We start from the raw sequence: 25,154 nt of genomic DNA on the forward strand, positions 1-25,154 counted from the left end.
GTTTATGGCGGGGATTTTTTTATGTCTGATCAGCATTCAGCTGACACTAAACAAGATACATAAGCAACGATAGGCTAAGCAATACTGAACCGTGTTGTACAAAATTCAGCTGCTGAAATCAACGCTCGATTGCCAATGCCACGCCCATGCCACCGCCGATACACAAACTTGCCAGGCCTTTTTTGGCGTCGCGACGTATCATTTCATGGATCAGGCTTACCAGAATACGGGCTCCTGATGCGCCGATAGGATGACCGATTGCAATTGCACCGCCGTTGACATTGATCTTACTGGTGTCCCAGCCCATTTCTTTGTTCACGCCGATTGCCTGTGCAGCGAAGGCTTCGTTAATTTCCATCAGATCGAGGTCTTGATGACTCCAGCCAGCCTTGCGCAGGCAGAGTTGTGCTGCGGGTACCGGGCCCATGCCCATGATGGTTGGATCGATACCGGCGGAGGAGTAGGCTTTGATACGCGCCAGCACTGGCAGACCCAGCTCTTCTGCTTTGCGTGCAGACATCATGATGACAGCGGCTGCGCCATCGTTGAGGCCGGAGGCATTGCCTGCGGTGACGGTGCCGTTCTTGTCGAATGCGGGGCGCAGCGCCGCCAGGGATTCCAGCGTTGCGCCGTGCTTGATGAACTCGTCGCTATCGAACACGGTCGCACCTTTTTTGCTGGCGATTTCCAGCGGAATAATTTCATCCGCAAACTTACCCGCTTTTTGTGCAGCTTCTGCCTTGTTTTGTGATGCCAGTGCGAACAGGTCTTGTTCTTCGCGAGTCACGCCATATTTCTTGGCGACGTTTTCGGCAGTGATACCCATGTGGTATTGGTTGTACACGTCCCACAAACCATCAACGATCATGGTGTCGACCAGTTTGGTGTCACCCATGCGGAAACCATCGCGCGAGCCATTCAGTACGTGTGGCGATGCGCTCATGTTTTCCTGTCCTCCGGCAATAATAATATCGGCGTCACCTGCCTTGATCGACTGGGCGGCGAGATGTGTCGCCTTGAGGCCGCTTCCACAGACTTTATTGATCGTAAATGCAGGCACCATATTCGGCAAACCCGCTTTGATGACGGCTTGACGCGCCGCGTTTTGCCCTACGCCCGCAGTCAGAACCTGACCCAGGATCACTTCGTTAATCAGATCAGCGCTCAAACCCGTTTTGGCTAACAAGCCTTTGATAACATGCGCGCCCAGATCGGATGCGGCGATTTTTGCCAGTGAACCACCAAATTTGCCTACTGCGGTGCGACCTGCAGCAACGATGACGACGTCTTGCATTTGATTCTCCTAGTTGAAATGCTCTTTTTAGAGCCTGATGTGTGACTGTATTTTAATGCCAGCGCGCAGATAGCGCCTGTAGGATCGGCGTTTTAGGCAAAAAAATAGGCCCGACGTTTCCGTGGGCCTATTTTTTGATGCAAGCTGTCAATGACGTAACGATAATTTGTGCTTACCTAGACTTGTGCTTAACTAGGTATCAGCAGTAATTAGCGCAACCAATTAACGCAGCACATTCACCTGACAGTCATGACTTGCGTCAGATTACTTCTTGCTGCGTGTAGTTTTTTCAGCAGCTTGCGTAAATTGCTGAGTGGCTTTCGCCAGATTGTCTTCCAGAGTCTGTACTGCTTGTTTGCTAGTTTTAGACAATTGCTCGTAACCTGCATTGATGTTACCGACAACGGCTTTCAGTGCAGTCACTGCCTGCTCGGAACCCGCTGGTGCATTTTTTGTGACTTCGTCGATCAAGGCGACAACTTTCGTGTTTGTTTCAGCAATATGCGCTTCAACTGCTTTGGTGAATTCCGCTTGAGTAGCAGAAGTGATCGATGCCAGGTGACGGCCATAAGCCAAGGCTTTTTCTGCACTCGGTTGTGCTTGAGCTGCTGTCAAAGAAAAGAATTCTTTTGGATCTTTTGCGCTGACGAGTTGCTTAGCAGCGGCAGTACCTTCTTCGATACTTGCTTTAGCCGCATTGACGTTCAAAGCAACGAGTTGCTCCAGACCTTCAAATGCTTTTTTGTTCAATGCTGTCAAAGAAGCGAATTGCGCTTCGAGGCTGGATTTAGTCGCAGCGATAAATTGTTCTGGTGTTGTAAACATGGTGTTCTCCTGAGGAAAAATGATAAAAAATGAGGATTTTCACAGCGCTTTCCATCTCATTTACCAAATGGTGCACCGCAACAATTCTTATTCTACACGCTTATTTTTAACGGTCAAGCAGTTTTTTGTGCACTGCACCAAAATATTTGTAACAGCGTCTTCTGACCGAAATCCCTGCTGACATGCGAAAATATTGCTATGAATACAAATACCTTACATAGTCCTGGCGATCACTCTGCCAGTACCTCTGCCACCTTATTCTCTACCCACTGCGCCGATCTACCCTGGGTGCGCTGGGCGATGCCTGGTGCACAATTCAAATTGCTCAGCGCTGATCCGGACAGCGGTCGTTTTTCGCTGATGATCAAAGTCGAAAAAAACAGCTTGGCTCCCTTACATCGCCATGTCGGTGCCGTAGAGGGCTATATTCTCGAAGGCGGCTTCCATTACCACGACGACCCGGCGACTTGCTTTATTGCAGGCGATTATCTGCTGGAAAAAGATGGCGCAATACACCGGCCTGTCAGTCCGGAAGGCGCGGTCATGTTTGCTGTATTTCATGGTCCTGTAGAGGGCATCGCCGAAACAGGCGAAGTCATCGGTACAATCGACTGTCAGTGGCATATGCGTACCTGGCAATCGGCACTAGATAAAATCACCAGTCAAGACGGGCAGAAAGCGCTCACCTCGCAGCCAGTCTAATCATTTTCTGAAACCAGAATCAGGCAGCTATGTTCTCAACCCGTAGCAAAATCACGACCGGTATTGCATGGCTGCTATTTACCCTGCTGATGGTGCTGGTCGCTATTCAAGACTATCGCCGCGAGGGCGGCAGCACCATCTGGCAACCTATCTTATGGGAAAGCTCCTCTGCAGTGGTCGGCCTGTCGCTGTGGCTGACGCAAAGATACTTCACGCAAAAGTATGACTATCTGCTGACGACGCCGTGGCGCTGGTTCGGCGTGCAATTACTGTGCATGCCACTGATGTGGCTAAGCTTTGTACCGCTGACGTTCGGGATACGCCATCTGGTGTATTACTGGATGTCCACCACGTATCGGCACGACTCCTGGCCGCAGTTATTTTTTTATGAGTCATTAAAACTGTCTATATTTCTTGGATTGTTTACGGTGATCCTGTTCGGGATTTTGTCTTACTTTACCCTGATCAAAGAAAAACTCGCCGCCGAACGCTCAAACGCTTTATTCCGCCAGGCGCAACTGCAAAGACTGTCGCAGCAGATGCAGCCGCATTTCTTATTCAATGCCCTCAACACGATCTCCTCCTTGATGCATACCGATGTCGAGCGAGCCGATGCGACCTTAATCCAGTTAGCCGATGTATTACGCGCTACGCTGGAAGTCAGTGAATTGCACGAGGCACCACTGGCTACAGAATTACGGCTGGTGCGCGGCTACGCTCAGGTGATGGCAGAACGCTATGCAGACAGAGTAGCTATCACGTGGCAGATCGACGAGGACACACTGGCCTGCACGTTGCCGGTCATGAGCCTGCAACCCTTGCTGGAAAATATTTTCAAACACACGGTAGAGCAATGCCGCCAGCTTACGCAAATTCAGATTGTGGTGCAGCGCGAAGATCAGTCGCTGCTAATCAGATTAAGTGACGATCAGGGCACGCTCAAAGCCAGCAGCGCCAATCCGGGATTTGGATTGCGCAATATACGTGAACGGCTGGCGCTGATGTACGGTGATGCCGCCAGCCTCGCCCTCGTGCAACTTGAGCCTGCAGGTGTGCAAGCGGAAATGCGTTTGCCATGCGCATACTGATCGTTGATGACGAGCGTCCGGCCAGAGAGAAACTGCGCAGACTATTGAATCAGGAAACTGATATCAGCGCCATACAAGAAGCTCGGGATGCCTATGAAGCGCTACACATCATTGCAGAATTTCAACCGGATGTCGCCTTCCTCGATATCCAGATGCCCGAAGTGACAGGCATTGAGCTGGCGGCATCTCTCCCCTCACCTGCACCGCTGATCGTCTTCGTCACGGCCTATGATCAATATGCGATCCGCGCATTTGATACCAATGCGATTGATTACCTGCTGAAGCCCTTTGATCAGGCACGTTTGCAGCGTGCCTTGCTGAGAGTGCGAACCCGGCTGCAAGAGCGTATGCCAGATGACAAGCTCGCTTTGAGCGCACCGCTAACACCCGCAACGGCGGCGGCATACCCGGTACAACAATTACTGATCACAGAGCGCGGCGTCACCCGTGTGGTCCGTACCGAACAGATACGCTGGATAGAAACTGCCGATAACTATGTGGTTCTACATTGTGAACATGAGCATCCCCTGATGCGCCAGACCCTGAGCAGCCTGCTCGACACTTTGGGTGCGCAGTTTGCCCGCTGCCATCGCCGCGCTGCAGTGCAGTTAGACTGGATAGACCGGATTATTTCGCTGGAAAAAGGCGATGCAGAAATCGTACTGCGCTCTGGTGAACATGTCGCTTGCAGCCGCCAGTACCGGCTAGAACTCATCGAAAAAATACAGGCGAATCCGTCTCGCCCCGGCTAGCACCCGTTTCGCCCCATTCCGCTAGATCAGACGCAACGTGTCACTTATTCTGAAATCCGTTCTCATCTTTCAGAAGTGATCACCATGGATCAACACACTACACCGTTATCGCCAACACCGGCATCCCGTCTGTACTTTCTGGACTGGGTGCGGATTTTCGCCTTTATGCTATTGATCGTGTATCACACAGGCATGTATTACGTGACCTGGGGTTTTCATATCAAAAGTGATTTTGCCAGTGACGCGATAGAGCCGCTGATGATGCTGTCGTCGCCGTGGCGGCTTAGCCTGCTGTTTATGATCTCAGGTGTGGCGTCGGCTTTTATGCTGAAAAAGCTGAGCGCCAGCCAGTTCATGCGACAACGCAGCAGCCGCCTGCTGATTCCGCTGCTGTTCGGCATGCTGGTGATTGTGCCGCCTCAATCCTATTTTGAAGTGGTAGAGAAAGTTGCATATCAGGGCAGCTATCTCGACTTCATGCAACTGTATCTGAAAGGCTATCACGGCTTTTGCGACAAAGACGGCTGTCTGCGCCTGCCCACCTGGAATCATCTCTGGTTCGTCGTCTACCTATGGACGTACAGCATATTACTTGGTGCACTGATGCTGAGCCTGGGTAAGCGCTTTGACGCGATCTCAGAGTTTCTCGGGCGCTGGCTGAGTGGCTGGAAAATTATTCTGATTCCACTGGCAATCCTGGCACTGGAACGGATCACCTTGTTTTCGCAATTCCCGTCTACCCATGCGCTGGTGAACGACTGGTATAACCATGCGAACTATTTTGTCGTGTATTTACTTGGCGCGCTCATGGCGACGCAGACCAAATTCTGGGCCAGTGTCGATCAGCAACGCTGGATAAATCTTGGTCTGGCCCTGAGCTGCTGGAGCTTGTTGATAGTGTATTACGCCATCGGTGACAAGATCATCCCCGCTGCGCAAATCGAATTCTGGCGTCATCTGCAACGTGTGGTGTATGCGCTATGCCAGTGGAGTGCCATCCTCGCCGTATGCGGCTTTGCCCACCGGCACCTGCAATTCGACAGCAGCAAACGCCGTTATTTAACCGAGGCTGTTTTCCCTGTGTACATCCTGCATCAGACGCTGATCATCGCGATGGCGCATTTCTTCAAACCAGCCAAACTCAATCCCGTACTTGAAGGCATGATCCTGATTACGCTGACGATAACGCTGAGTTTTGGCTTGTTTGAAATCGTACGCAGAATCGCGGTCTTGCGTCCGCTATTTGGTCTGGCAAAAATCAAACAAGCTCAGTCACAGGTGCAGGATGCGAACCAAGCGGTTAGCCATTCCGATCAAGCTGCTGTGCTCAACCTACCGCGAGTGCCTGATAGGCAAGGCGTTTAAACTCAAACGAAAACGGATGCCAGAAACTCATCTGACGCTGCGTCATCAGCAAACCCGCAATCTGATGATGCGGAGAAATCCACCAGTGTGTGCCAGCGATACCGCCCCACTCGAATTCTCCGGCAGAACCAGCGGGATCAATCGACGACGGTTGCAGAGTCACTGCGCCACCAAGGCCAAAACCTTTACCCGGGACATTGCCAACGCCGGGAAAAGCAATGCCACTGCCCTCCGGTAAATGATTCTGCATCATCAGCGCCATGGTCTCGTCACTTAAAAGACGCGGACCGCCTTTCATCAGGCTGCGCATCAGGGCGACCATATCGTGCAAACTGGAGACCAGTCCGCCGCCACCCGATAAGCGGGGTACGGACGTGACGAAAGCACCGGGGTAAGGCGACTTTTCCAGACGTTTCAGGCCACGCTGCAAAATATTGGCCGGATCGCTGCCAGCGTAATAAGCAGTCAGCCTGTCCAGCTTGTCGGCTGGAACGACAAAGCCCGTGTCATGCATACCCAGCGGGTCGAAAATAGATGCTTTCAGATACGCATCAAAACGCATACCACTGACCACCTCGACCAGACGCGACAAGACATCGGTTGCAATCGAATATTCCCATTTAGTACCAGGATGAAAAGTCAGAGGCAAATCTTCCAGCACATCAATCATCGCCGATAGCGGTGTCATCGCATTCATGACTTTACGCTCGACATACGCTTTATAAATCGTACTGCCGTGATCGAGTAAGCCGTAGCTCAAACCAGACGTATGGCTGAGTAACTGACGTATCGTGATCGAAGAGTGTGCCGGTTCCGTATCATCAATACTCGTAGCACCAGGACGCAATACGCGGCGGCGCGCTAATTGCGGCAGATAGTGCTCGATGGCGTCGTCCAACTGTAATTTGCCGTCCTCCATTAACTGCAGTACGGCAATTGAGGTCACCAGTTTACTGTTTGAAAACACCCGGAATAAATGATCCTCGCGCAAGGCAATCTGATTCTCTTTATCCGCCCATCCGGCGCAATGCACATCAAGCAGATCCTGTCCGGCCAGGATCGCCGTTGACACTCCTGCCAGAATGTCTTTATCGATGTAACGCTGCATGGCATGGTGCACTTTACTAAAATCGTGCTTAGTCTGATTTGTCATGGTTTGCCTTAATTTATCTCTCTTAAAATTTTTTGATTATTCTGATTGATCTAGATTCTTTGGGTTTTTTGATTCTTATTCTTATTTATCCTGCTCTCACAGAATTGAGTCCTTACTTGTGTCCTTACTTGCGTGCTTACTTAATTCATTCATCTCTTCGCCATCCTACCTTGTGCAGAAAAATCGTGTCCGATCCGCACGCTTGCAACCGCACGGCTTACGCATTACCACATCGCTGATCATGTTTAGAGGTGACACACTAAATCAACGCAGAGTGTTTGTGAATAAAGCTTTCGTCAAAAATAGTCCTTTTTTCTTCTGGTTTTTGTTGCATTGCAAATTGACAACATCGCTCTTTCGTTTCGATACTTGCCACCGATTAGAGACAAATGCACGTTCAATCAAATAAAAATTTCATCACTAAGAAGACGCATTTCCTGATCATTTTTCCTGTTTCTGTTCTACGGTTTTACCTGGTTTTTCTTTCCATGGTTTACACGCAGGAGCCTGATAATGAAGCTGATACGTCTTTTTACAAGAGCACTGTTCATCGTATTCCCGGTCACATCCAGTAAGGCCTGTGCAATTGCTCACCCGCCCGCAAGCGCTACACAAATTATCCCTGGCAAGAGCCTTTCTCCATAACGCGGACCACTAGCTACGTCGACGAGCCACGTCGACATGCAGCCGGTCTATATCACCGCGTTTCAAAAAAGTATTACCTAGCCAGATGCCGGATGATTGTCGTACTTATATCCGTCTCTGTAGAAAATTTTACCGCGCTACAGACATACTAAAAATTGAAAGGAGAGCATCTTCAACAACTAAACCGCCAGCAAAAAATCATACGACATAACGATAAAAATCCCCCCCAGAGATTCACTCAAAGGAGACACAACATGAATAGGAAATTCCGTACCGCACTACACACATGGTTGCCCGCACTTGCCTTGCCTGCCCTGCTTGCGTTTGGCTCAGACGCGATGGCCAGTACTCTGAACCAAAACGTTTCCTGGACCATTGACCGGGCTGGCACTACCTCCAAATACCGCGTAGTGGCCTATGGCGATTCTATCTACGCCGGTTACAACGGGTCGATCAGCAATGCGGCGAAATATTCCGCACCGACAGTCGACGCGGAATATCTCTCTGCCTTGTGGAACGCCGACATCGAGAGCGTACGCCGCACCAAGTCCGGAGCGATTGCTTCAGATGTTTATCAAAATAAGATCGTCGCAGAAAAGTCCTACATGCAGGCCAGTTCTACCCGCGTCGTCACGTTCGAAATGTGCGGCAACGACGGTTTGCAGGCACGCACCAGTTTCAAGGGCCAGACCGGCACCTGTGATTACACCGTGCTGACGACAGCGGAAAATAACTGCAAAGCGAATGTGGCGGCAGCAATGGATTACATCAACGCCAACGCCTATGCCGGTGTCAAGCTCAAGGTCGTCTCGAACCTGCATTATCCTGGCTATGCTGCGGACAATACACAGAGTTCATGCAAAGACGCGACAACCGGCGCAACGGTAAAAATGCAAGATAAATTCTTACCAGTGCTCGCGCGGATGAACTTCATGATGTGTGACACTGCACGTCAAAAAGGTTTCCAGTGTGCGGATAACTTTGCCCAATACATGGGTGCAGATTACGACAGCAATGGCGACGGACAGATCGACTCCGATGCACTGCGCTATGTGAATGGCGAAAGTCAGGCAAGTTACGTCACTCGTATTACCTCAACACTACGCTCTACTATCCGCGACGCCAACACACACTTTGTTTCGGCCAGCAGCAGCTACGACTACATCCAGTCTGACGACACCCATCCAACTTACAACGGCAGTACGGTCTCCGCCGGTCTGTTTAGCAGTACCACTGGCACGGGTGCGCCACGCTACACGACATTTACCGGCGGCAAAAATCCGATCTGGAACCAGTATGGGCATGAGCGTATGGGCTGGGCAGTATCGACGTTTAATCCGGCGACACCTTAATCAGCCGGAGCCAATCATCCCATGAACGCACCGCGCCGTTCTGGCCCGCCATCACCCAAACAGGGCGCTGGCGGGCGCACCTGGCGACCATCCGTCGCCTACCTCGCTATCGCCATTGCGCTGGCGCTGGTCGCTGGCGGACTGGTGTTTTTGCTGCTGTCGTCGCCAGAAGATCCCGCCGATCTTGCCGCCAGGATGGCCGCTCAGCCAAGCTCAGCAAGCGGCATGGCTAGCTGGCCGCCGCCGATGCCAGTAACCCCAATAACGTCGGCGCAAGATATGTCGAAAACTTTACCGGAAGGCGATGCCGATCCGACGCGTGATCTGTCCAGCTATGTAATGCGCGGTGAAAATCCGACCATGCCCGAAGTCATCGAACGTCTGCATCAGGCTGGCATCCATTCCGGTCTGGGTGCTTTTTCTTTGCCGGGCACCCGTCCACCGATGATCGGACTTGCGGTGCCGGAGGACTTCGTGCTGCCTGCTGGCTACGTGCGCCATCATCAGGCCACCGATGACGGACAGCGCATTGAAGCGATTCTGATGTTTGCGCCTGATCACCAGTTTTTTGACGCTAATAAACAACCCGTCGTGATTCCAGCGAATCGCGTGGTACCAGCCGAACTCGCACCGCCCGGCTTCCCTATCCGGCATATCGTTATCCCTGCACCTGTCGAACAACAAAAATCCGGACACTGAACTCCATGATCTTATTTTCGTCTCCCATCGTACGTATTGCCACAGGCATTTTCGCGAGCGCGCTTCTGTCTGGTCTGTATGCACTTGGCGGCGCTGGCTGGCTGCTTGGTTTTATTCTTTTCGTGCCATGGCTATTGACGCTAAACGGCCAGCAGACACTGACCGGTACGCTGGTGTCTGCCTATGTGATGTCGGTCGCCTATACCGCAGCAGTATTTGCCTGGTTTGGATTTGCTATCGGCAGTTATACGCAGCTCGGCGCGCTCACTGGCCTGTCGGTGCTATTACTGGCAGCGCCGCTATTTCAACCGCAGTTCCTGGCCTTTGCTGTAGTACGTTATCTGGCTGGCCGCCAGCATGGTCCGGTGCTCCGCGCGTTTGCAGCGGCCGCGGCGTGGGTAGCGACGGAATGGCTGGTGCCCAAGCTCCTCGGCGACACACTCGGATATGGACTTTATCCATCCCGGCTGCTGCGTCAGGCTGCCGATATTGGCGGTGCGGCAGGTCTTACGGTCATGCTCTTACTGGCGAATGAAGGCATCGCCGCCGCCATCGCAGGTCGTACGCAGGGCTGGCGCGCCATTGCTAAACCCCTCGCACTCAGCGCGCTGTTACCACTACTGCTGGCAGGCTACAGCCTGAGCATACTCTACGCAATATCCACCCCGGCAGCCACTAGCAAGCCGCTGCGCATGGGATTGATCCAGGCAAATATCGTGGATTACGAACGTCAGCGGCAGGAAAAAGGTGCTCATGCCGTGGTGAGAGAGGTACTCGATAAACATTTTGCGATGACTTACGACGCGGTGGTTCGCCAGCGCGCAGACGCGGTAATGTGGTCGGAGACCATTTATCCGACCACGTTCGGCCATCCCAAAAGTGAGGCGGGCGCCGAGCTGGATCAGGAAATTCTGGGCATCGTGAATGCGGCCGGGGTACCGTTCGTCTTCGGCACCTATGATCGTGATACTGCCGGAGAATACAATGCGGCGGCGTTCGTGGTACCCGGAACGGGACTGTTAGGTTTTTATCGGAAAACCCGGCTGTTTCCGCTTACCGAATACGTTCCTGCATGGCTTGACAGCACAGTGCTGCGGCGCTGGCTGCCATGGACGGGTAACTGGCGCCCTGGCAATGGTGCACGCGTCTTTCCGTTGCGTCTCGCTGATGGTCGAGATATTCCGGTATTGCCCTTGATCTGCCTTGATGATGTCGACACTGGCCTCGCCATCGACGGCGCACGGCTCGGAGCACAGGCCATCCTATCGATGTCCAACGATGCCTGGTTCACCAATTATCCACAGGGTGCAGAGCTGCATCAGTCGGTGGCGGCCTTCCGTAGTATCGAAACGCGGCTCCCCCAGTTTCGGGTTACCACCAACGGCTATAGCGCCGTGATCGATACCAGCGGCACCATCCTGGCCGGTGCACGCATGGGCGAGCGCACGCTAGTGATTGCCGATGTCCTGGTACCTGTGCCACCGCGCACGCTGATGGTGAAGTGGGGTAACTGGGTGGGATTGGCAGGCAGCGTTTTTCTCATGCTGCTGGCTGTGTTGGCGGCGTTCTCCTCATGGCTCAGGCACAGCACACAAGAGCTAGCAAGCGCATCCGACACGAACGAGGTTATGCGCTTTCCAGCGAGGGTGACGGTCTTGCCGCCTGCTGCTCGTGTGACCGCCGGAGTATTTCGCTGCATCGCGCGTGGTGGGTTGTTACTCATGGGCGCCGTAATGCTGTTCAGCGATACGTTGCAAGGAAATACCTTGGCACAAATTCGCGTTTTTACGGCGATCTTCCTGCTCCCCGAGGCCATTGCCTGGTGTGTCCTGTTCGCCTTTGCCGCACAGCTCACTATCGAAAACAGCATGCTGGTGATCACGCGCGGTGCACAGCGACTGGAGATCGCGGTTACCGATATTGCTAAAGCCGACGCCTGGCGCTTGCCCGTCCCCAGCGCGGGTATTTCGCTTTGGCTAATCTCCGGCCAGCGCTGGCATTACGGGCTTGCGCTTGCCAATCCATCTGCCTTTATTCGTGCCCTGCGGCTAGCTGGCAGTACCATGATGCAAGAGGACAAATCCTCACGCGGGACAATGTATGCACAAGCCCGGTTTGCGATGCGGCGCGGACGTCTGGATCAGACGCTGGTGAAATTCGTCCTGCTCCCGTTGGTGCTCGTGCTTCCGGCCTTTCATCTGCATCAGCACATCGCTTACGGCAGTGGTTTCGGCGAATACTATAGCTTCGGCATGAAAGCCTATCTCACAGGTTTCGCGCTTTGGTGGGCCGCCTGGACTATCGGCGTGGCGCTGGGCGGTGCCGCGCTGCGCACCTCGATTGAAGCGCTAGCGCTGCTCGGCGCATTTGTACGACCAGAGCAGGCAATCAGCGTCCGCCGCGTGCTCGAACGATGCGGGCTGGCGATACTCTATCTTGGCCTGCCAGCCTGGTTATTTCTGCGGATCTATAACAGCTAGGTGCAAAATTCAGTTGTTCAGCAACGTAGCGGCACTCACATATAATTTTTGTGGATTTACATATTGAATCCGCAGACTGGGTGCGGCTTTCCAAGGCATTTCAAGCCAGCAGGCGCATGTAGATTGCGGATTCGTTTTGGGAATTTCTATAAACCTCCAAATTAAAAATCACATGGATAACTTGATGCAAAAACCAAGACCTCTCACCACAGAGACACTAAGGAACTGAGGCACTGAGAAAAACAGGCGTTTTAGGAATCCTCTTTGGGAAGGCATATACACGCTTATTCCCGTTCATATTCACACCGGGATTCATCTCGCTGACAAAACACGCAGCAAGATGCTTGGCTTCAGGTACGTGACAGTTCATACCGGGTTTGGTTTATGATGCTTCGTCTGATGTTGTATTGAATTTTGACGCCACTGTTCATCCTGTTCTTGCCGTATTGAGCGTGCGCATCCGCCCCCACCCTGACCAAAGCCCGCGATGACGATTACCGATCCCGACTCTTTTTTACGCTCTCTGTACCAGGTTGCGGTTGACGCTGTCAGTGCAGAAAAATGCCTGCCTGCTTTTTTGCCCTCACCGCCCGTCAATGGCCGCACGCTAGTGATCGGCGCCGGTAAAGGTGCGGCGGCGATGGCGCGAGTCGTTGAACAGCACTGGCAGGGTCATGCATCGGAGCTGTCGGGCCTGGTCGTTACCCGCTATGGGCATGGTGCTGAATGCCAGTACATCGAGGTCATTGAAGCAGCGCATCCCGTGCCGGATGCCGCGGGTCAGCAGGCAGCCGCACGTATTTTGCAGATGGTGCAAGGCTTGACGGCAGACGATCTGGTGCTCTGCCTGATCTCCGGTGGCGGTTCGGCTTTACTCGCCTTGCCCGCCGCGGGGATTACACTGGAGCAGAAACAGCAGATCAATAAAGCCTTGTTAAAAAGCGGGGCCAGCATCAGTGAAATGAATTGTGTACGCAAACACCTGTCGGCAATCAAAGGCGGTAGACTGGGGCTGGCCTGTGGCGCCGCTACAGTCGTGACCCTGCTGATTTCGGATGTGCCAGGCGATGAGGCCGGCGTCATCGCCAGCGGCCCGACTCTGCCCGATGCGACCAGCTGCGAACAGGCGCTGGCGATCCTGCATAAATATGCGATTGCCATCCCCGACGCAGTTCAAATGCACTTACGCTCTGATCAAGCGGAGACACCGAAACCCGATAATCCCTTATTCGCCAGTCACCGGCATCACATCATCGCCACCGCCCAAGATGCGCTGGAGGCAGCGGCGGCGACGGCACGTGCTGCTGGTGTTGCTGCCTACATATTGTCAGACGGGATCGAGGGAGAAGCACGCGATGTCGGCATGGTGCATGCGGCACTGGCCAGGCAGATTGCCGATAAAAATCAGCCTTTCAGCAAACCTTGTGTGGTCCTGTCCGGCGGTGAAACCACCGTCACCGTGCGTGGCACAGGTCGCGGCGGGCGTAATGCCGAATTTTTGCTGAGTCTGGTCAACTCTCTCGACGGACATCCGGGAATTTATGCGCTGGCCTGCGACACCGACGGTATCGACGGTTCGGAAGATAATGCCGGTGCAATCTGCTCCCCAGATACTGCGAAACATGCAGCCAGTCTGGGTTTGCGGCCAGCAACGATGCTTGACAATAATGACGGCTATAGTTTTTTTGAAGCGCTTGGCGACCTGATTGTCAGCGGGCCAACGCTGACCAATGTGAATGATTTCAGAGCGATACTGATCACTTAATCATCCTATAGAACGACGCAGCTCAATGATGCTGCACAATGACGCTGCACGACGGAGAGCAGGATTGATTGACAGGCGACAGCGATGATCGCTCTGATTTTTCAGAGCAAACAATATCAGCGCGATATGCGCAGGTATTGTTCGCTGTTGGTGATGTTAACTACATCGGTGATGTGAACGATGCGGACCCTAATTATTTAGGTGCAGGCAAGTTGAATTTTGCACGGCAAGTGGTGCGCATTTGTTTTTCTTCTTTCATGCTCTGTTCCAGCGGCGGCGGATTGCCAGCGTTCTTGGCTGCGCGCGTCGCTCTCTCGGTGAACAACTCTGAAAAACATTCGCAATATTCCTGAAGCTTAGGATTTCCCTTCAGGTCCGCTTCGCCGCCATATTCAACAGGCATCTTGATCCCTTGTGTCATGCACATTTCTGCATAAGGACTAGGCGATTTTGGCGCAGGAGTGGCCGCTTGGGACGTAGTCGTTGCCAGTAATAAAGTCGCGAACAGCGTGGTAAGTAAAGAGATCTTCATAAGGGTCCGTGAGTGGTTAAAAAGGCCGTATCCGGCGGTTAAATAATATGAATGTGTCATTTTAGCAAAGATCATGTCTATTTATTATTTTTTACACTGTACTCACTGCGCTCATTAACATCTTGCATCGCATTCTGGCGCAGATCTTGCGTCAGCAATTCGTAGTTTCTGTCGATCAGCACTACTTGTTAGCACGGCTTATCAGCACTGTGTAGAGTACGAAAAACCTTAGCGGCAATTTATAATGCCAGCAACCGATTTTTGTTCATTCCCTTATTTCGCTTCAGAAAGCTCACCTTGATATTGCCTGAATCCGCTATCAGCACGCCGCCAGTAACACCGCTAAGGCTGGAACTGACGGGGATTTCCAAGCGCTACCCGGCGGTCATTGCCAACGATGATGTTAACCTGCAAGTCGCCCCCGGAGAAATCCATGCGGTACTCGGCGAAAACGGGGCAGGTAAATCAACACTGATGAAGATCATCTTTGGTGCAGTCAAACCCGACGCTGGTGTGATGCGCTGGAACGGGCAGGAAGTCCACATCCGTCATCCGCAAGAAGCCCGGCAGCTTGGCATCGCCATGGTGTTTCAGCATTTCTCCCTGTTTGATACCTTGACCGTAGCAGAAAATATCGCGCTCGGTTTGCCATCCGGTATCGATATGGCTGAACTCGCGATGCAAATACGCCAGACGGGCGACAACTATGGACTGGCGCTGGAGCCGCACCGGCATGTGCACACGCTGTCAGTTGGTGAAAGACAGCGCGTAGAAATCGTGCGTGCCTTGTTGACCAGGCCGCAGTTATTGATACTCGATGAACCGACCTCGGTACTGACACCTCAGGCCGTACAAAAATTATTTGTGACGCTGAGAAAAATTGCGGCCGAAGGATGCAGCATTTTGTATATCAGCCATAAGCTCGATGAAATTCGTGAACTTTGTCATCAAGCGACCGTCATGCGCGGCGGCAAAGTCACAGGCACTTGCAACCCGCGTCAGGAGAGCGCTGCCAGTCTGTCACGCCTGATGATCGGTGCGGAACCAGAACAGCATCCACGCAGCACCACCCAAAGTTTAGGTGAACTGCGCTTAAAAATCACTCAGCTCAGTTTGCCGAAAGCACATGCCTTCGCCACGGCATTAGACAATATTACGCTCGATCTGTTTGGTGGAGAAATCGTCGGCATCGCCGGGATATCCGGTAATGGTCAGCAAGAATTGCTAGCCGTGCTATCCGGTGAAGACCGACGCGCCAAGCCCGATATGGTGCGGCTAAAAGCTAAGGCTGTCGGGCATCTCGGCCCCAAAGCCCGCCGCTCATCAGGTCAAAGCCTGGTACCGGAAGAACGTCTGGGACGCGGTGCGGTACCTGAGATGAGCCTGGCCGACAATATGCTGCTATCGCATCAGACCGCACCGCTGGTCAGCCATGGAATGATCCAGTTCCGTCAGGTGACGCAGCTTGCGGCACAGATCATTGATCGCTTCCGCGTCAAGTCTTCCGGACCGAGTGCATTAGCAAAAAGTCTGTCCGGTGGCAACTTGCAAAAATTCATTGTCGGTCGCGAGATCATGCGCAAACCCGATGTATTTATCGTCGCCCAGCCTACCTGGGGCGTCGATGTTGGTGCCGCCGCACAAATTCATCAGGAGATCCGTCTACTCAGAGAATCGGGTTGCGCCGTTCTGATCATCTCGGAAGAACTCGACGAGTTGTTTGCCTTATGTGATCGCCTGCACGTGATCGCTAAAGGCAAGCTCTCTCCCTCGGTTCCGACAACGGACGCAACACGAGAACAAATAGGATTGTGGATGAGCGGTTTATGGAATGAACGAATCGATGCGACGAACAACAGACTAACGACGCATAGCGCCGGCGGGGACTCCGTATGAGCAAGCCTTTGTTCGCATTGGAATTACGCGCGACACCGTCCAGACCGTGGGCCTACTTATCGCCACTACTGGCGCTGACGTTGACACTGCTACTCGGCGCACTCTTGTTTATCGCTTTAGGTAAAGATCCTGTGAGCGGGTTACAGGTATTTTTGCTGGAGCCGATTAAAAGTAAAGCGGCGATTGCAGAACTCTTGCTCAAGACAACACCGCTGGTCTTATGCGCATTAGGTCTCTCAGTGTGTTACCGGGCCAACGTCTGGAATATCGGTGCAGAAGGTCAGTTGATCGCTGGTGGAATTGCAGCAGGCAGTACGATCCTGATGTTTGATAATGGCCTGCACACACTGTCCGGCGGCATGGTCTTGGTGTTGGCGACAGGTGCAGGAATTGTGGGCGGCGCATTATGGGCGTCTGTCACGGCCTTACTCAAGGACCGTTTTCATGCTAATGAGATTCTGGTATCGCTGATGCTGACTTACGTTGCGCAGCTCCTGCTGATGTATCTGGTGAACGGTCCGCTGAAAGATCCGCATGGTATGAATTTTCCGCAATCGAAGGTCTTTTCCAGCGACTACATTCTGCCGACCTTGTTTGCAGGAAGCCGTCTGCATATCGGCTTTATCGTGATGCTAGTCGCGACGGCGGGCATGACGATTTATATCTACCGTAGTTTTGCAGGCTATCGGCTGACCGTCGGCGGACTCGCGCCACTGGCGGCACGCTATGCCGGTTTTTCCGGCCGTAAAGCGCTGTGGACGTCGCTGCTGATCTCGGGCGGGTTTGCCGGACTGGCGGGGGCATTTGAAGTCGCCGGTCCTATCGGCCAGGTCTTGCCATCGATTTCTCCCGGTTACGGTTTTGCCGCGATCATCGTCGCCTTTATCGGGCGACTGAATCCCATCGGCACTGTTTTTGGCGGCATCATTTTGTCGCTGTTTTATCTTGGTGGTGAAATGGCGCAGTCACGTCTGGGTTTGCCGTCTGCGATCACTGGCTTATTCCAGGGGATGCTGCTGTTTTTATTGCTGGCTTGCGATACCTTGATTCACTATCGCCTGCGCTGGAAATAGGGCAGGCTCTCCCCTCGTCCGCTCACCGCTCAATGCGTACAAGAGCGGATGAAAAATAGAAACCACATAGAGGTAAGGATGGAAAATTTTGCTGCACTGATTGCTGCGTCAATCAACTCAGGCACACCGCTCTTAATCGCTGCGCTGGGCTTACTGATCAATGAGCGAGCCGGTGTCTTAAATCTAGGAGCCGAAGGCATGATGCTGGTCTCGGCCATCGTTGGTTTTGCGGTTGGTTACCAGACTCATAGCCCTGTCCTCGGGTTTATTACGGGTGCCATTGCTGGCATGGTGATGGCAAGTCTGTTCGCCTGGCTGGCACTGATGCTGGCGACAAACCAGGTAGCAACCGGACTCGCTTTATCGATTTTCGGTGCTGGTCTGTCGGCCTTCATCGGGCAGTCTTTTGTCGGGATGTCGATTACCAATCAAGTCACGCCTTTGCCGTATTTATCGGCACTGCCTTTTGTCGGTGTGGCTTTTTTCAGTCATCACTGGATGGTGTATTTCAGCTTCGCCTTATGCGTTGCGATTACCTGGTTCTTATATCGCAGTCGTGCTGGCTTGATCTTGCGCTCTATCGGTGAATCACCGGAGTCGGCTCATGCGCTCGGCTATCCGGTACGCACATTACGCTTCGCTGCACTGCTATTTGGCGGTGCATGTTGTGGCCTCGCCGGTGCATATTTATCGCTGGTCTACACGCCCATGTGGGTGGAAGGTCTGGTTGCCGGTCGCGGCTGGATCGCACTGGCGCTGACAACCTTTGCGACCTGGCGTCCGGCACGGGTCTTGCTCGGTGCTTTACTGTTTGGTAGTGTCACGATTTTGCAATTTCATTTTCAGGCAATCGGGATCGCCATCCCTTCGCAAATTTTATCGATGCTGCCTTACCTCGCAACGATTGTGGTGCTGGTGCTGATCTCGCGTAATCCTGACTGGATACGCTTGAACATGCCCGCCTCGCTAGGTAAACCGTTTCGCCCGGGATCTGCGTAACCCCCATTTTGAATTATTCTGTTATTTTTGATTTTTTAGTTTGTCGTTCACCTCATGTTATTCATGTCATTCACTTCACTAAGCAAGGAAAGCATCCATGAAATTTACACGTAGACATACACTGGCAGCCGCCTTGTCTGTGGCTATGCTGAGCCTGTTTGGCTGTGGCAAAAAGGCCGAAGTCGCCTCCGTTGCATCTGCGCCGGTACCTGCCGCAGAAGCCAAAGCCGAACCCTTAAAAGTCGCCTTCGTCTATGTCGGCCCGGTTGGCGATGCAGGCTGGACGTTTGCGCATGATGCGGGACGCAAAGCGATTGATGCCAAGTTTGGTGACAAAGTTAAAACTAGCTTTGTTGAAAGCATCCCAGAGAGCGCCGCCGATGCTGAACGTGTATTCCGTGATCTCGCAAGCCAGGGCAATAAGCTCATCTTCGGCACGACCTTTGGTTATATGGAAGCGATGCTGAAAGTCGCTAAAGATTTTCCTGATGTGAAGTTTGAACATGCAACTGGTTTTAAGACCGCCGACAATATGGCACAGTACGACGTCCGCACGTATGAAGGCGCGTATCTGGCAGGCGTAGTTGCGGGCAAATTGAGCAAGTCCGGCAAGCTCGGTGTCGTAGGCTCATTACCGATTCCTGAAGTCCTGAGAAATATCAATTCCTTCACGCTGGGTGCACGTTCGGTCAATCCCAAAGCGACAACTAAAGTCGTCTGGGTGAACAAGTGGTTTGATCCGGGCAAAGAACGTGAAGCTGCGATCACCCTGATCGGCCAGGGTGTTGATGTATTGATGCAAAATACCGACTCCGCCGCCGTCGTACAGACCGCTCAGGAAAAAGGTGTTCTGGCATTCGGCTGGGACAGCGATATGACGAAATTCGGTGAAAAAGCGCATCAGGCGGCGTCCGTCATTGACTGGGGCGTGTATTACACCAAGCGGGTCGGTGACGTACTGGAAGGCAAGTGGAAAACCGATACAACCTGGTGGGGTCTGAAAGAGAACATGATCGACCTGAAAAACTTCAACGCGACCTTATCTGACGAAGTGAAGAAACTCGTCGCAGATAAACGTCAGGGCGTCATCGATGGCAGCGCGCCGATCTGGAAAGGCCCTGTTAAAGATAATACTGGTAAAGAAGTATTAGGCAAAGATGCAGTCGGTGACGACAAATTCCTGCACGATGTTAATTATTATGTAGAAGGCGTTGAAGGCAAGGTACCGGGTTAAATCTCTGGCTGCTTAGTCCACAGAGTGCGCTGCTAGTTTTGATCTGTTGATCACTACGGCATCACATAAAAAATGGCTGAAAAAAGGCTGACACATGTGTCAGTCATTTTTTATCCGTGAACCGATTTGAATTAATTAATTAATTCAATTATTAAGGGAAACGTTACGGCACGATCGTCGTGAACAGATATACCGCAAAGATCACCAGATGAATGGTTCCCTGCATGATCGTGGTCCTGCCGGTGCCGAGCGAGATCGTCGTAATCATCAGTGACAACAGCAGCAGCACGGTAGATTTTGCATCGATACCGAGAGACAAAGACCATCCCGTTACCAGCGAAATCACGGCCACCACGGGAATCGTTAATCCAATACTGGCGAGCGCCGAACCCAAGGCCAGATTAATACTGGTCTGCAGGCGATTCGCCCGCGCCGCCCGAAAGGCCGCGACGCCTTCCGGCAACAACACCACCATCGCAATGATGATCCCCACCAGCGCTTTCGGTGCGCCTGCCGCGGCTACGGCGTGCTCCAGCGTCGGCGCCAGTGCCTTCGCCAGCAGAACCACAGCACCGAGGCACAGCAACAGAAGAACGGTACTCATCCATGCCATCTTGTTCGATGGCAAAGGCGCGTGGACGTCCTCATCACTGGCCGCGACTTCGGGTAAAAAATAGTCGCGGTGACGTACGGTTTGCACCAGCACAAAGGTACCGTACAACACCAGTGAAATCACGGCAATAAACGCTAACTGGCTAGGGCTGTAATACGGACCGGCAAGGGTCGATGTGAAGTTCGGCAATACCAGAGTCAGGATCGCCAACGCAGCCAAGGTTGCCAGTGACGTACTCGCTCCTTGCAAGCCAAAACTCTGTTCCCTATGCAAGCTGGCACCTGCCAGCAGACACAGTCCGATAATGCCGTTCAGGATCACCATGATCGCAGCAAACACCGTGTCGCGCGCCAGACCGGCGGTCACCTCGCCACCGGCGAGCATCAGCGACACAATCAACGCGACTTCGATCAGCGTCACTGCCAATGCCAGTAATAAGGTACCGAAGGGTTCGCCGATTCTGTGCGCAACCACCTCGGCATGATAGACCGCTGTCAGTACTCCACCGAATAAAGCCAGTGTCAAAAAAATTGCATAAAACGCGCCAAGATCCAACAGGCTGCCCGCCAAAAATAACCAGGCAACAACCGGTATCGCGATTGACCAGAGAGGCAAATTGGGAGGAATTTTCATGCGTGATCCTTACATAACTTACATAAGATGAATGGCAGCTGTCGGACATCATGTGATTTCACAATGAAGAACAGACCCTAAGCAGAAGCATACAGTTCCAGAGGCAAGCCGTCAGGATCGGCAAAAAATACAAACTCGCGTTTGGTGTACTCATCCGTCCTGATGGCTTCAACTGCGATACCCAGATGTTCAAGCCGGGCTTTCCAGTCATGAACACTATCGACCTCAAACGCCAGGTGCCGTAAGCCCTGCGCCTCGGGATAAGATGGTCGCGCTGGCGCATCGGAGAAAGAAAACAACTCAAGCTGAGACCCGTCCGGCAAGGCCAGATCCAGCTTATAAGAATCCCGTTCTATGCGGTAATGCTCTGCCAGCACGGATAAGCCCAGAATATCGGTATAAAAATATTTCGACCGCTGATAGTCAGCACAAATCAGGGCAACGTGATGGATGCGTTTAAGGATCATGGGCTTCACTACTTATGATGAGGATTTACACAAAACGACAAATGACCTACCTATCGCCATATTATCGCCATATAAATTGAAACCGCATATAGCATGCGGCCTCCAGAGGCATTTCGCGCCAGCAGGCGCATACCGCTTGCGGGTTCAATTTGGCTCTGATATCTCACGAAACTACTTATTCCTGTTTTTCTCCGTGTTTCTGTGTTTCTGTGGTGAGAGGTTTTAGTTTTTGCACAAACCCTAATGATCATAAAATCAGACTACGATCAAAACAGGAACGCGATTCTGTTTTTTACAAAAAGGGCAGTATGTCACCCAGCATATGCGCCACAACCGTAGGCCATAGCAAGCGCGTCCTGAGATAAAACAAGCTGACCACCAGACCAAATCCGACCACCGACATCACACCGAGCGGCCCCTGATAAATGTGATACAACAAGCGCACCAGCAGACTCAGGCCAATCGCAAATGAGCGGCTATAGGTGCTGAACCCACGCACCAGATAGCCGAGTAAAAACACTTCTTCATACGTACCGTTCACCAGCGCAACGGCAAAAATATACGGCAAGGTCGGTGTCGACTGATTCATGATCTCGGTAATCGGCTGCGTTGCATGACCCGCACTAAATGGCATCACAGCCATCCAGCTCGCCAGCACCGTGACGAAGTACAGCACCATCCCCATCATCGTTCCCTCAATCGAGGGCACGGGTAACAACGTCGACAAAGGATACGAGCGGCTGCGCAAAACCAGCAAGGCAACTGCAGCCATACTCAATTCCATCAGGATCAGATACACAAAGCTGGCGTCCGAAAATCCACCACCGCTGCTGCGCTCCTGAACATCAATACCTGCCGCCGCAACCGAGGAGTAAATAAACCACCCAAAACAGATCGTGATAATGCTGGCGACTTCAAACAAATTCGGGACAGGTTTATGTTGGCTGCTCACAAATAGATCAATCAGAGTTGTAGAGGACTAAGAGAAAACAAGGCTAAGGAATGGACAAGTTGACGACTTGACGACTTGACGACTTGACGACTTGACGACTTGACGACTTGACGACTTGACGACTTGACGACTTGACGACTTGACGACTTGACGACTTGATTTTAACTTAACCTTTAGGGAAATAAAAAAGCCAGTCAAGCGACTGGCTTTTGTGATCATGCTAGCGACGAATTACTTCGCAGAAGCCTCAGCAGATGCTGCTGCCGGAGCCGCTTTCACTTCTGGCTCTTTAAATTTCGCACCACCGGCATTCGCCATGTGAACAACCGCACGGGCAACTTCAACATCGTCCAGATCCGGGTTACCACCTTTAGCTGGCATCGCGCGGATACCCAGGATCGCATGTTCCACCACTTTGTCGTAGCCCTGTGCAATACGGGCAGACCAGGCACCTGCGTCACCGAACTTAGGCGCACCCGCCGCACCAGAATCATGACAAGCAGAGCAAATGGCTTTGTATACGGCTTCGCCAGATTGCAATTGCTTAGGACCGCTAGCGTCTTTGAATGTGAAACCGTCGTCAGCTACCGGATGAATACGGGCAGCAATCGCCTCAGGTGTCAGTGCATCAGAACCTGCGCCCACTTTGCTGTCACTGGAAACAAACTTCACCAGCAAAACGATGATGATGATCGGAACGATAAAACCTGCCGCAATCGCAACGATAAGTTGTTTTGGGGTCTTGATCGCTGATTCGTGGTCGTCGTGTGCGTTGCTCATGGTGTCCTCATTGCAATTTATAGTAACTGGCTGCGGGCTGAAAAGATTGCTTATTCAGCCTATCAAACCTGTGATTATAGAGGCAAAGCGTGCCGTTTGGAACGAAAAACCCACGCTTTCACCACAAGAATGACGTGACAATCGCCGAAATTCCGACAATTTTCGGGCATTTGCCAATAAGTGCACCGCTATTATGGGGTAACAAGCAGCCCTGTTTTGCGCTAGCCAAATGCAATTCATCCCACTTTGTGTTGTTCATTTCGGGAGTGGGGGTGCCGGGTATTTTCATGTTTGGCTTAACGTTGTAGCCATATACCGCAATGTGTCCGGTTAAGCGACGAGCTACGTCCGTTACTTTGGGCCAGCGGCTGGCGCTGTATCCCTGACGAGCAATAGGTGGCCCACCTGCTCGTTGGATGTATCGATCGGCCGATCAGCGAAACAACCATCGACGGCGAGCGCACGGTCACCTCGCTGAGTCCGGGTTGTGGAAATGTATAAGCGAGGCAGCAGACCCGGAAATACCACAGGCCGGAGTTGTGGTGGGTCTAGTGGCGGGCATGCTCCCTTGATTACCGAGAGAAGCTCATCAGCGGATGGCAACCGCCACCCGTCAGGGCTACTTTGTAGCTCTGCCAACGCTTGTCGCTGCGTCAGCCATTTTGGCGTCCCCGCGCAGGACTGCAGATCGCGATCCCAAGTTTGTCCATAGTTGCAGCGCGCCCATGTTTTTCCCGTGCGTCTGTCGAGCGCCAGATCATTTGCGAGAACGAAGTTTTCACCGTGGAACCTCCAGCCACTTCCCGATGGCACTAGCACCGGGATTGATGGGCGAGAGGTTTGGGCATGCGCGTCTTGAGCGATAGCTGCTAGGAATAACAACGAAATGATGAGCCGCATAGAGATAGAGATAGAGATACCTAACGCTGGAGTTTAGCTGCAGCCGAGGCTGTCCGCTGGAATGATGGAATGGACTCCTGCGCCTGGTTAGGGATCAATCTTGTATACAAGCGGAATCCTATCCAGCCACATCGTTGCACGAGATCCACAGTCCCAGTCGCAGCGGTCATCTGTTGATGCCAATCGCACTGAAGCTGTGTTCCCCGCGAATGAGATGATGACTTTGCAGCCCGGAGGGTCATCTGGCTTCTGCGGTAGCACCAGGTTGCCGCGCACCCAACTCGCAACTCCTTTTGCGTGACAGGAATGATCGTTATCGCCGCGCGTCCAAATCTCCACCCGTGCCGTCGTTGACGAGATCCGCCTGATGTCAATGGATTCGGTGGTCGTGAACTGGCCGCAGTTGGGGTCAGGATCATCTGTGCAGTCCATGGAATAGTCGCGATTCGGGACATCCTGAGCGTATCGCTCGAAAGAGCTCGGTCGCGCTGAATCGGCTATCGCAACGTGTCCAAGCAACATCAATCCTATGAGCGCGGTCCTCCGCATTTTCGTCACAGCAGTCATGATCCCTAACGCCGATTTGAAAGGCGCGCGCGCCGATCAGTAAATATTAAAAAAGCGCTTAATCGCGCGTCATTTTCGAAAGTCATGTTAAATCTTTTTTTCTGGTTATCGTCCGCTTCTTCCGCGGCACAAATGGCGCTACTTTAAACAAAGCAACGCCAAAGGGCACAAGAAGCAAGGGCAAAAGAAAGGTCACCCATCGAAATACTAAATCATCCGAAGGAATGCCGTTGACAAGTACCATTCCTCCCGGAAGGATATTTGAAACACTAAGAACAGCCATAACCGAACCGCCCACCACAAAACTGACTGCCATAACGCGTCGAGTCAAAAAATTGAACAATTTCCAGTGAACTTCTGAATAGGTCATGAGATTTAACGCAGAGGT

22 protein-coding genes are annotated in these 25,154 nt (G+C 52.5%); 12 read left to right on the forward strand and 10 right to left on the reverse strand.

Going from position 1 to position 25,154, the window contains the following annotated elements:
* Positions 1-118 precede the first annotated feature (118 nt).
* Positions 119-1,294: an acetyl-CoA C-acetyltransferase gene (locus ACO0K3_RS16590; protein ID WP_422986498.1), complete on the reverse strand. Its 1,176-nt coding sequence runs from the start codon at positions 1,292-1,294 to the stop codon at positions 119-121.
* A 264-nt stretch (positions 1,295-1,558) separates the two neighbouring features.
* On the reverse strand, positions 1,559-2,119 hold the full coding sequence (locus ACO0K3_RS16595; protein WP_422955348.1) for a phasin family protein: 561 nt from the start codon (positions 2,117-2,119) through the stop codon (positions 1,559-1,561).
* 198 nt (positions 2,120-2,317) lie between these two features.
* On the opposite strand from ACO0K3_RS16595, the gene ACO0K3_RS16600 reads away from it, so the two are divergent.
* From ACO0K3_RS16600 to ACO0K3_RS16615, 4 genes are all read left to right on the forward strand, one after another.
* Positions 2,318-2,821, forward strand: coding sequence for a 2,4'-dihydroxyacetophenone dioxygenase family protein (locus tag ACO0K3_RS16600; protein ID WP_422986500.1), 504 nt, complete (start codon positions 2,318-2,320; stop codon positions 2,819-2,821).
* Positions 2,822-2,850: 29 nt separating this feature from the next.
* The gene (locus tag ACO0K3_RS16605) at positions 2,851-3,909 is read left to right on the forward strand and encodes a sensor histidine kinase (RefSeq protein ID WP_422986502.1); all 1,059 of its coding nucleotides are present in this window, start codon (positions 2,851-2,853) and stop codon (positions 3,907-3,909) included.
* On the forward strand, positions 3,897-4,661 hold the full coding sequence (locus tag ACO0K3_RS16610) for a LytR/AlgR family response regulator transcription factor (protein ID WP_422986504.1): 765 nt from the start codon (positions 3,897-3,899) through the stop codon (positions 4,659-4,661). Before ACO0K3_RS16605 ends, ACO0K3_RS16610 begins: the two co-directional genes overlap by 13 nt.
* A gap of 84 nt (positions 4,662-4,745) precedes the next feature.
* On the forward strand, positions 4,746-6,026 hold the full coding sequence (locus tag ACO0K3_RS16615) for an acyltransferase family protein (protein WP_422986506.1): 1,281 nt from the start codon (positions 4,746-4,748) through the stop codon (positions 6,024-6,026).
* On the opposite strand, the gene ACO0K3_RS16620 is transcribed toward ACO0K3_RS16615, so the two are convergent.
* Positions 5,989-7,179, reverse strand: a complete 1,191-nt coding sequence (locus ACO0K3_RS16620; protein WP_422986508.1) for a serine hydrolase domain-containing protein — start codon at positions 7,177-7,179, stop codon at positions 5,989-5,991. The two genes, ACO0K3_RS16615 and ACO0K3_RS16620, sit on opposite strands and share 38 nt — an antisense overlap.
* An 899-nt stretch (positions 7,180-8,078) precedes the next feature.
* Here ACO0K3_RS16620 and ACO0K3_RS16625 point away from each other — a divergent pair.
* The 4 genes from ACO0K3_RS16625 (at position 8,079) to ACO0K3_RS16640 (ending at position 14,120) form a co-directional block, all read left to right on the forward strand.
* Positions 8,079-9,176, forward strand: a complete 1,098-nt coding sequence (locus ACO0K3_RS16625; RefSeq protein ID WP_422986510.1) for an SGNH/GDSL hydrolase family protein — start codon at positions 8,079-8,081, stop codon at positions 9,174-9,176.
* 21 nt (positions 9,177-9,197) lie between these two features.
* Positions 9,198-9,875, forward strand: a complete 678-nt coding sequence (locus ACO0K3_RS16630) for a hypothetical protein (RefSeq protein WP_422986512.1) — start codon at positions 9,198-9,200, stop codon at positions 9,873-9,875.
* Between the two features lie 5 nt (positions 9,876-9,880).
* Positions 9,881-12,355 (forward strand): apolipoprotein N-acyltransferase, encoded by a 2,475-nt coding sequence (lnt, locus tag ACO0K3_RS16635; protein WP_422986514.1) that lies wholly within the window; start codon positions 9,881-9,883, stop codon positions 12,353-12,355.
* Positions 12,356-12,842: 487 nt separating this feature from the next.
* Positions 12,843-14,120 (forward strand): glycerate kinase type-2 family protein, encoded by a 1,278-nt coding sequence (locus ACO0K3_RS16640; RefSeq protein ID WP_422986516.1) that lies wholly within the window; start codon positions 12,843-12,845, stop codon positions 14,118-14,120.
* Between the two features lie 193 nt (positions 14,121-14,313).
* On the opposite strand, the gene ACO0K3_RS16645 is transcribed toward ACO0K3_RS16640, so the two are convergent.
* Entirely contained in the window at positions 14,314-14,652 is a 339-nt protein-coding gene (locus ACO0K3_RS16645; RefSeq protein ID WP_422986518.1) for a hypothetical protein, read from the reverse strand.
* 363 nt (positions 14,653-15,015) lie between these two features.
* Between ACO0K3_RS16645 and ACO0K3_RS16650 the strand changes: the two genes are divergently transcribed.
* From ACO0K3_RS16650 to ACO0K3_RS16665, 4 genes are all read left to right on the forward strand, one after another.
* Positions 15,016-16,548 carry an ABC transporter ATP-binding protein gene (locus tag ACO0K3_RS16650; RefSeq protein WP_422986752.1) on the forward strand — a complete coding sequence of 511 codons (1,533 nt, stop codon included), beginning with the start codon at positions 15,016-15,018 and terminating at the stop codon, positions 16,546-16,548.
* A complete protein-coding gene (locus tag ACO0K3_RS16655) occupies positions 16,545-17,621 on the forward strand; it encodes an ABC transporter permease (RefSeq protein WP_422986520.1) in 1,077 nt (358 codons plus the stop codon). Before ACO0K3_RS16650 ends, ACO0K3_RS16655 begins: the two co-directional genes overlap by 4 nt.
* Positions 17,622-17,699: 78 nt before the next feature.
* Positions 17,700-18,620, forward strand: coding sequence for an ABC transporter permease (locus ACO0K3_RS16660; protein WP_422986522.1), 921 nt, complete (start codon positions 17,700-17,702; stop codon positions 18,618-18,620).
* Between the two features lie 97 nt (positions 18,621-18,717).
* Positions 18,718-19,854, forward strand: coding sequence for a BMP family ABC transporter substrate-binding protein (locus ACO0K3_RS16665; RefSeq protein ID WP_422986524.1), 1,137 nt, complete (start codon positions 18,718-18,720; stop codon positions 19,852-19,854).
* Positions 19,855-20,017: 163 nt separating this feature from the next.
* On the opposite strand, the gene ACO0K3_RS16670 is transcribed toward ACO0K3_RS16665, so the two are convergent.
* The 6 genes from ACO0K3_RS16670 to ACO0K3_RS16695 form a co-directional block, all read right to left on the reverse strand.
* A complete protein-coding gene (locus tag ACO0K3_RS16670; RefSeq protein WP_422986526.1) occupies positions 20,018-21,100 on the reverse strand; it encodes a calcium:proton antiporter in 1,083 nt (360 codons plus the stop codon).
* Positions 21,101-21,177: 77 nt separating this feature from the next.
* A complete protein-coding gene (locus tag ACO0K3_RS16675; protein WP_422986528.1) occupies positions 21,178-21,567 on the reverse strand; it encodes a VOC family protein in 390 nt (129 codons plus the stop codon).
* 292 nt (positions 21,568-21,859) lie between these two features.
* Complete coding sequence (locus tag ACO0K3_RS16680; protein ID WP_422986530.1) at positions 21,860-22,519, reverse strand: CPBP family intramembrane glutamic endopeptidase; 660 nt, start codon at positions 22,517-22,519, stop codon at positions 21,860-21,862.
* 231 nt (positions 22,520-22,750) lie between these two features.
* Positions 22,751-23,299 (reverse strand): c-type cytochrome, encoded by a 549-nt coding sequence (locus ACO0K3_RS16685; protein WP_422959476.1) that lies wholly within the window; start codon positions 23,297-23,299, stop codon positions 22,751-22,753.
* Positions 23,300-23,650: 351 nt separating this feature from the next.
* A complete protein-coding gene (locus tag ACO0K3_RS16690) occupies positions 23,651-24,199 on the reverse strand; it encodes a DUF1566 domain-containing protein (protein ID WP_422986532.1) in 549 nt (182 codons plus the stop codon).
* A 649-nt stretch (positions 24,200-24,848) separates the two neighbouring features.
* Positions 24,849-25,136 (reverse strand): hypothetical protein, encoded by a 288-nt coding sequence (locus ACO0K3_RS16695; RefSeq protein WP_422986534.1) that lies wholly within the window; start codon positions 25,134-25,136, stop codon positions 24,849-24,851.
* Positions 25,137-25,154 lie beyond the last annotated feature (18 nt).

Origin of the sequence: Undibacterium sp. Rencai35W, from assembly GCF_049340185.1 — a bacterium.
Lineage (GTDB): Bacteria > Pseudomonadota > Gammaproteobacteria > Burkholderiales > Burkholderiaceae_D > Undibacterium.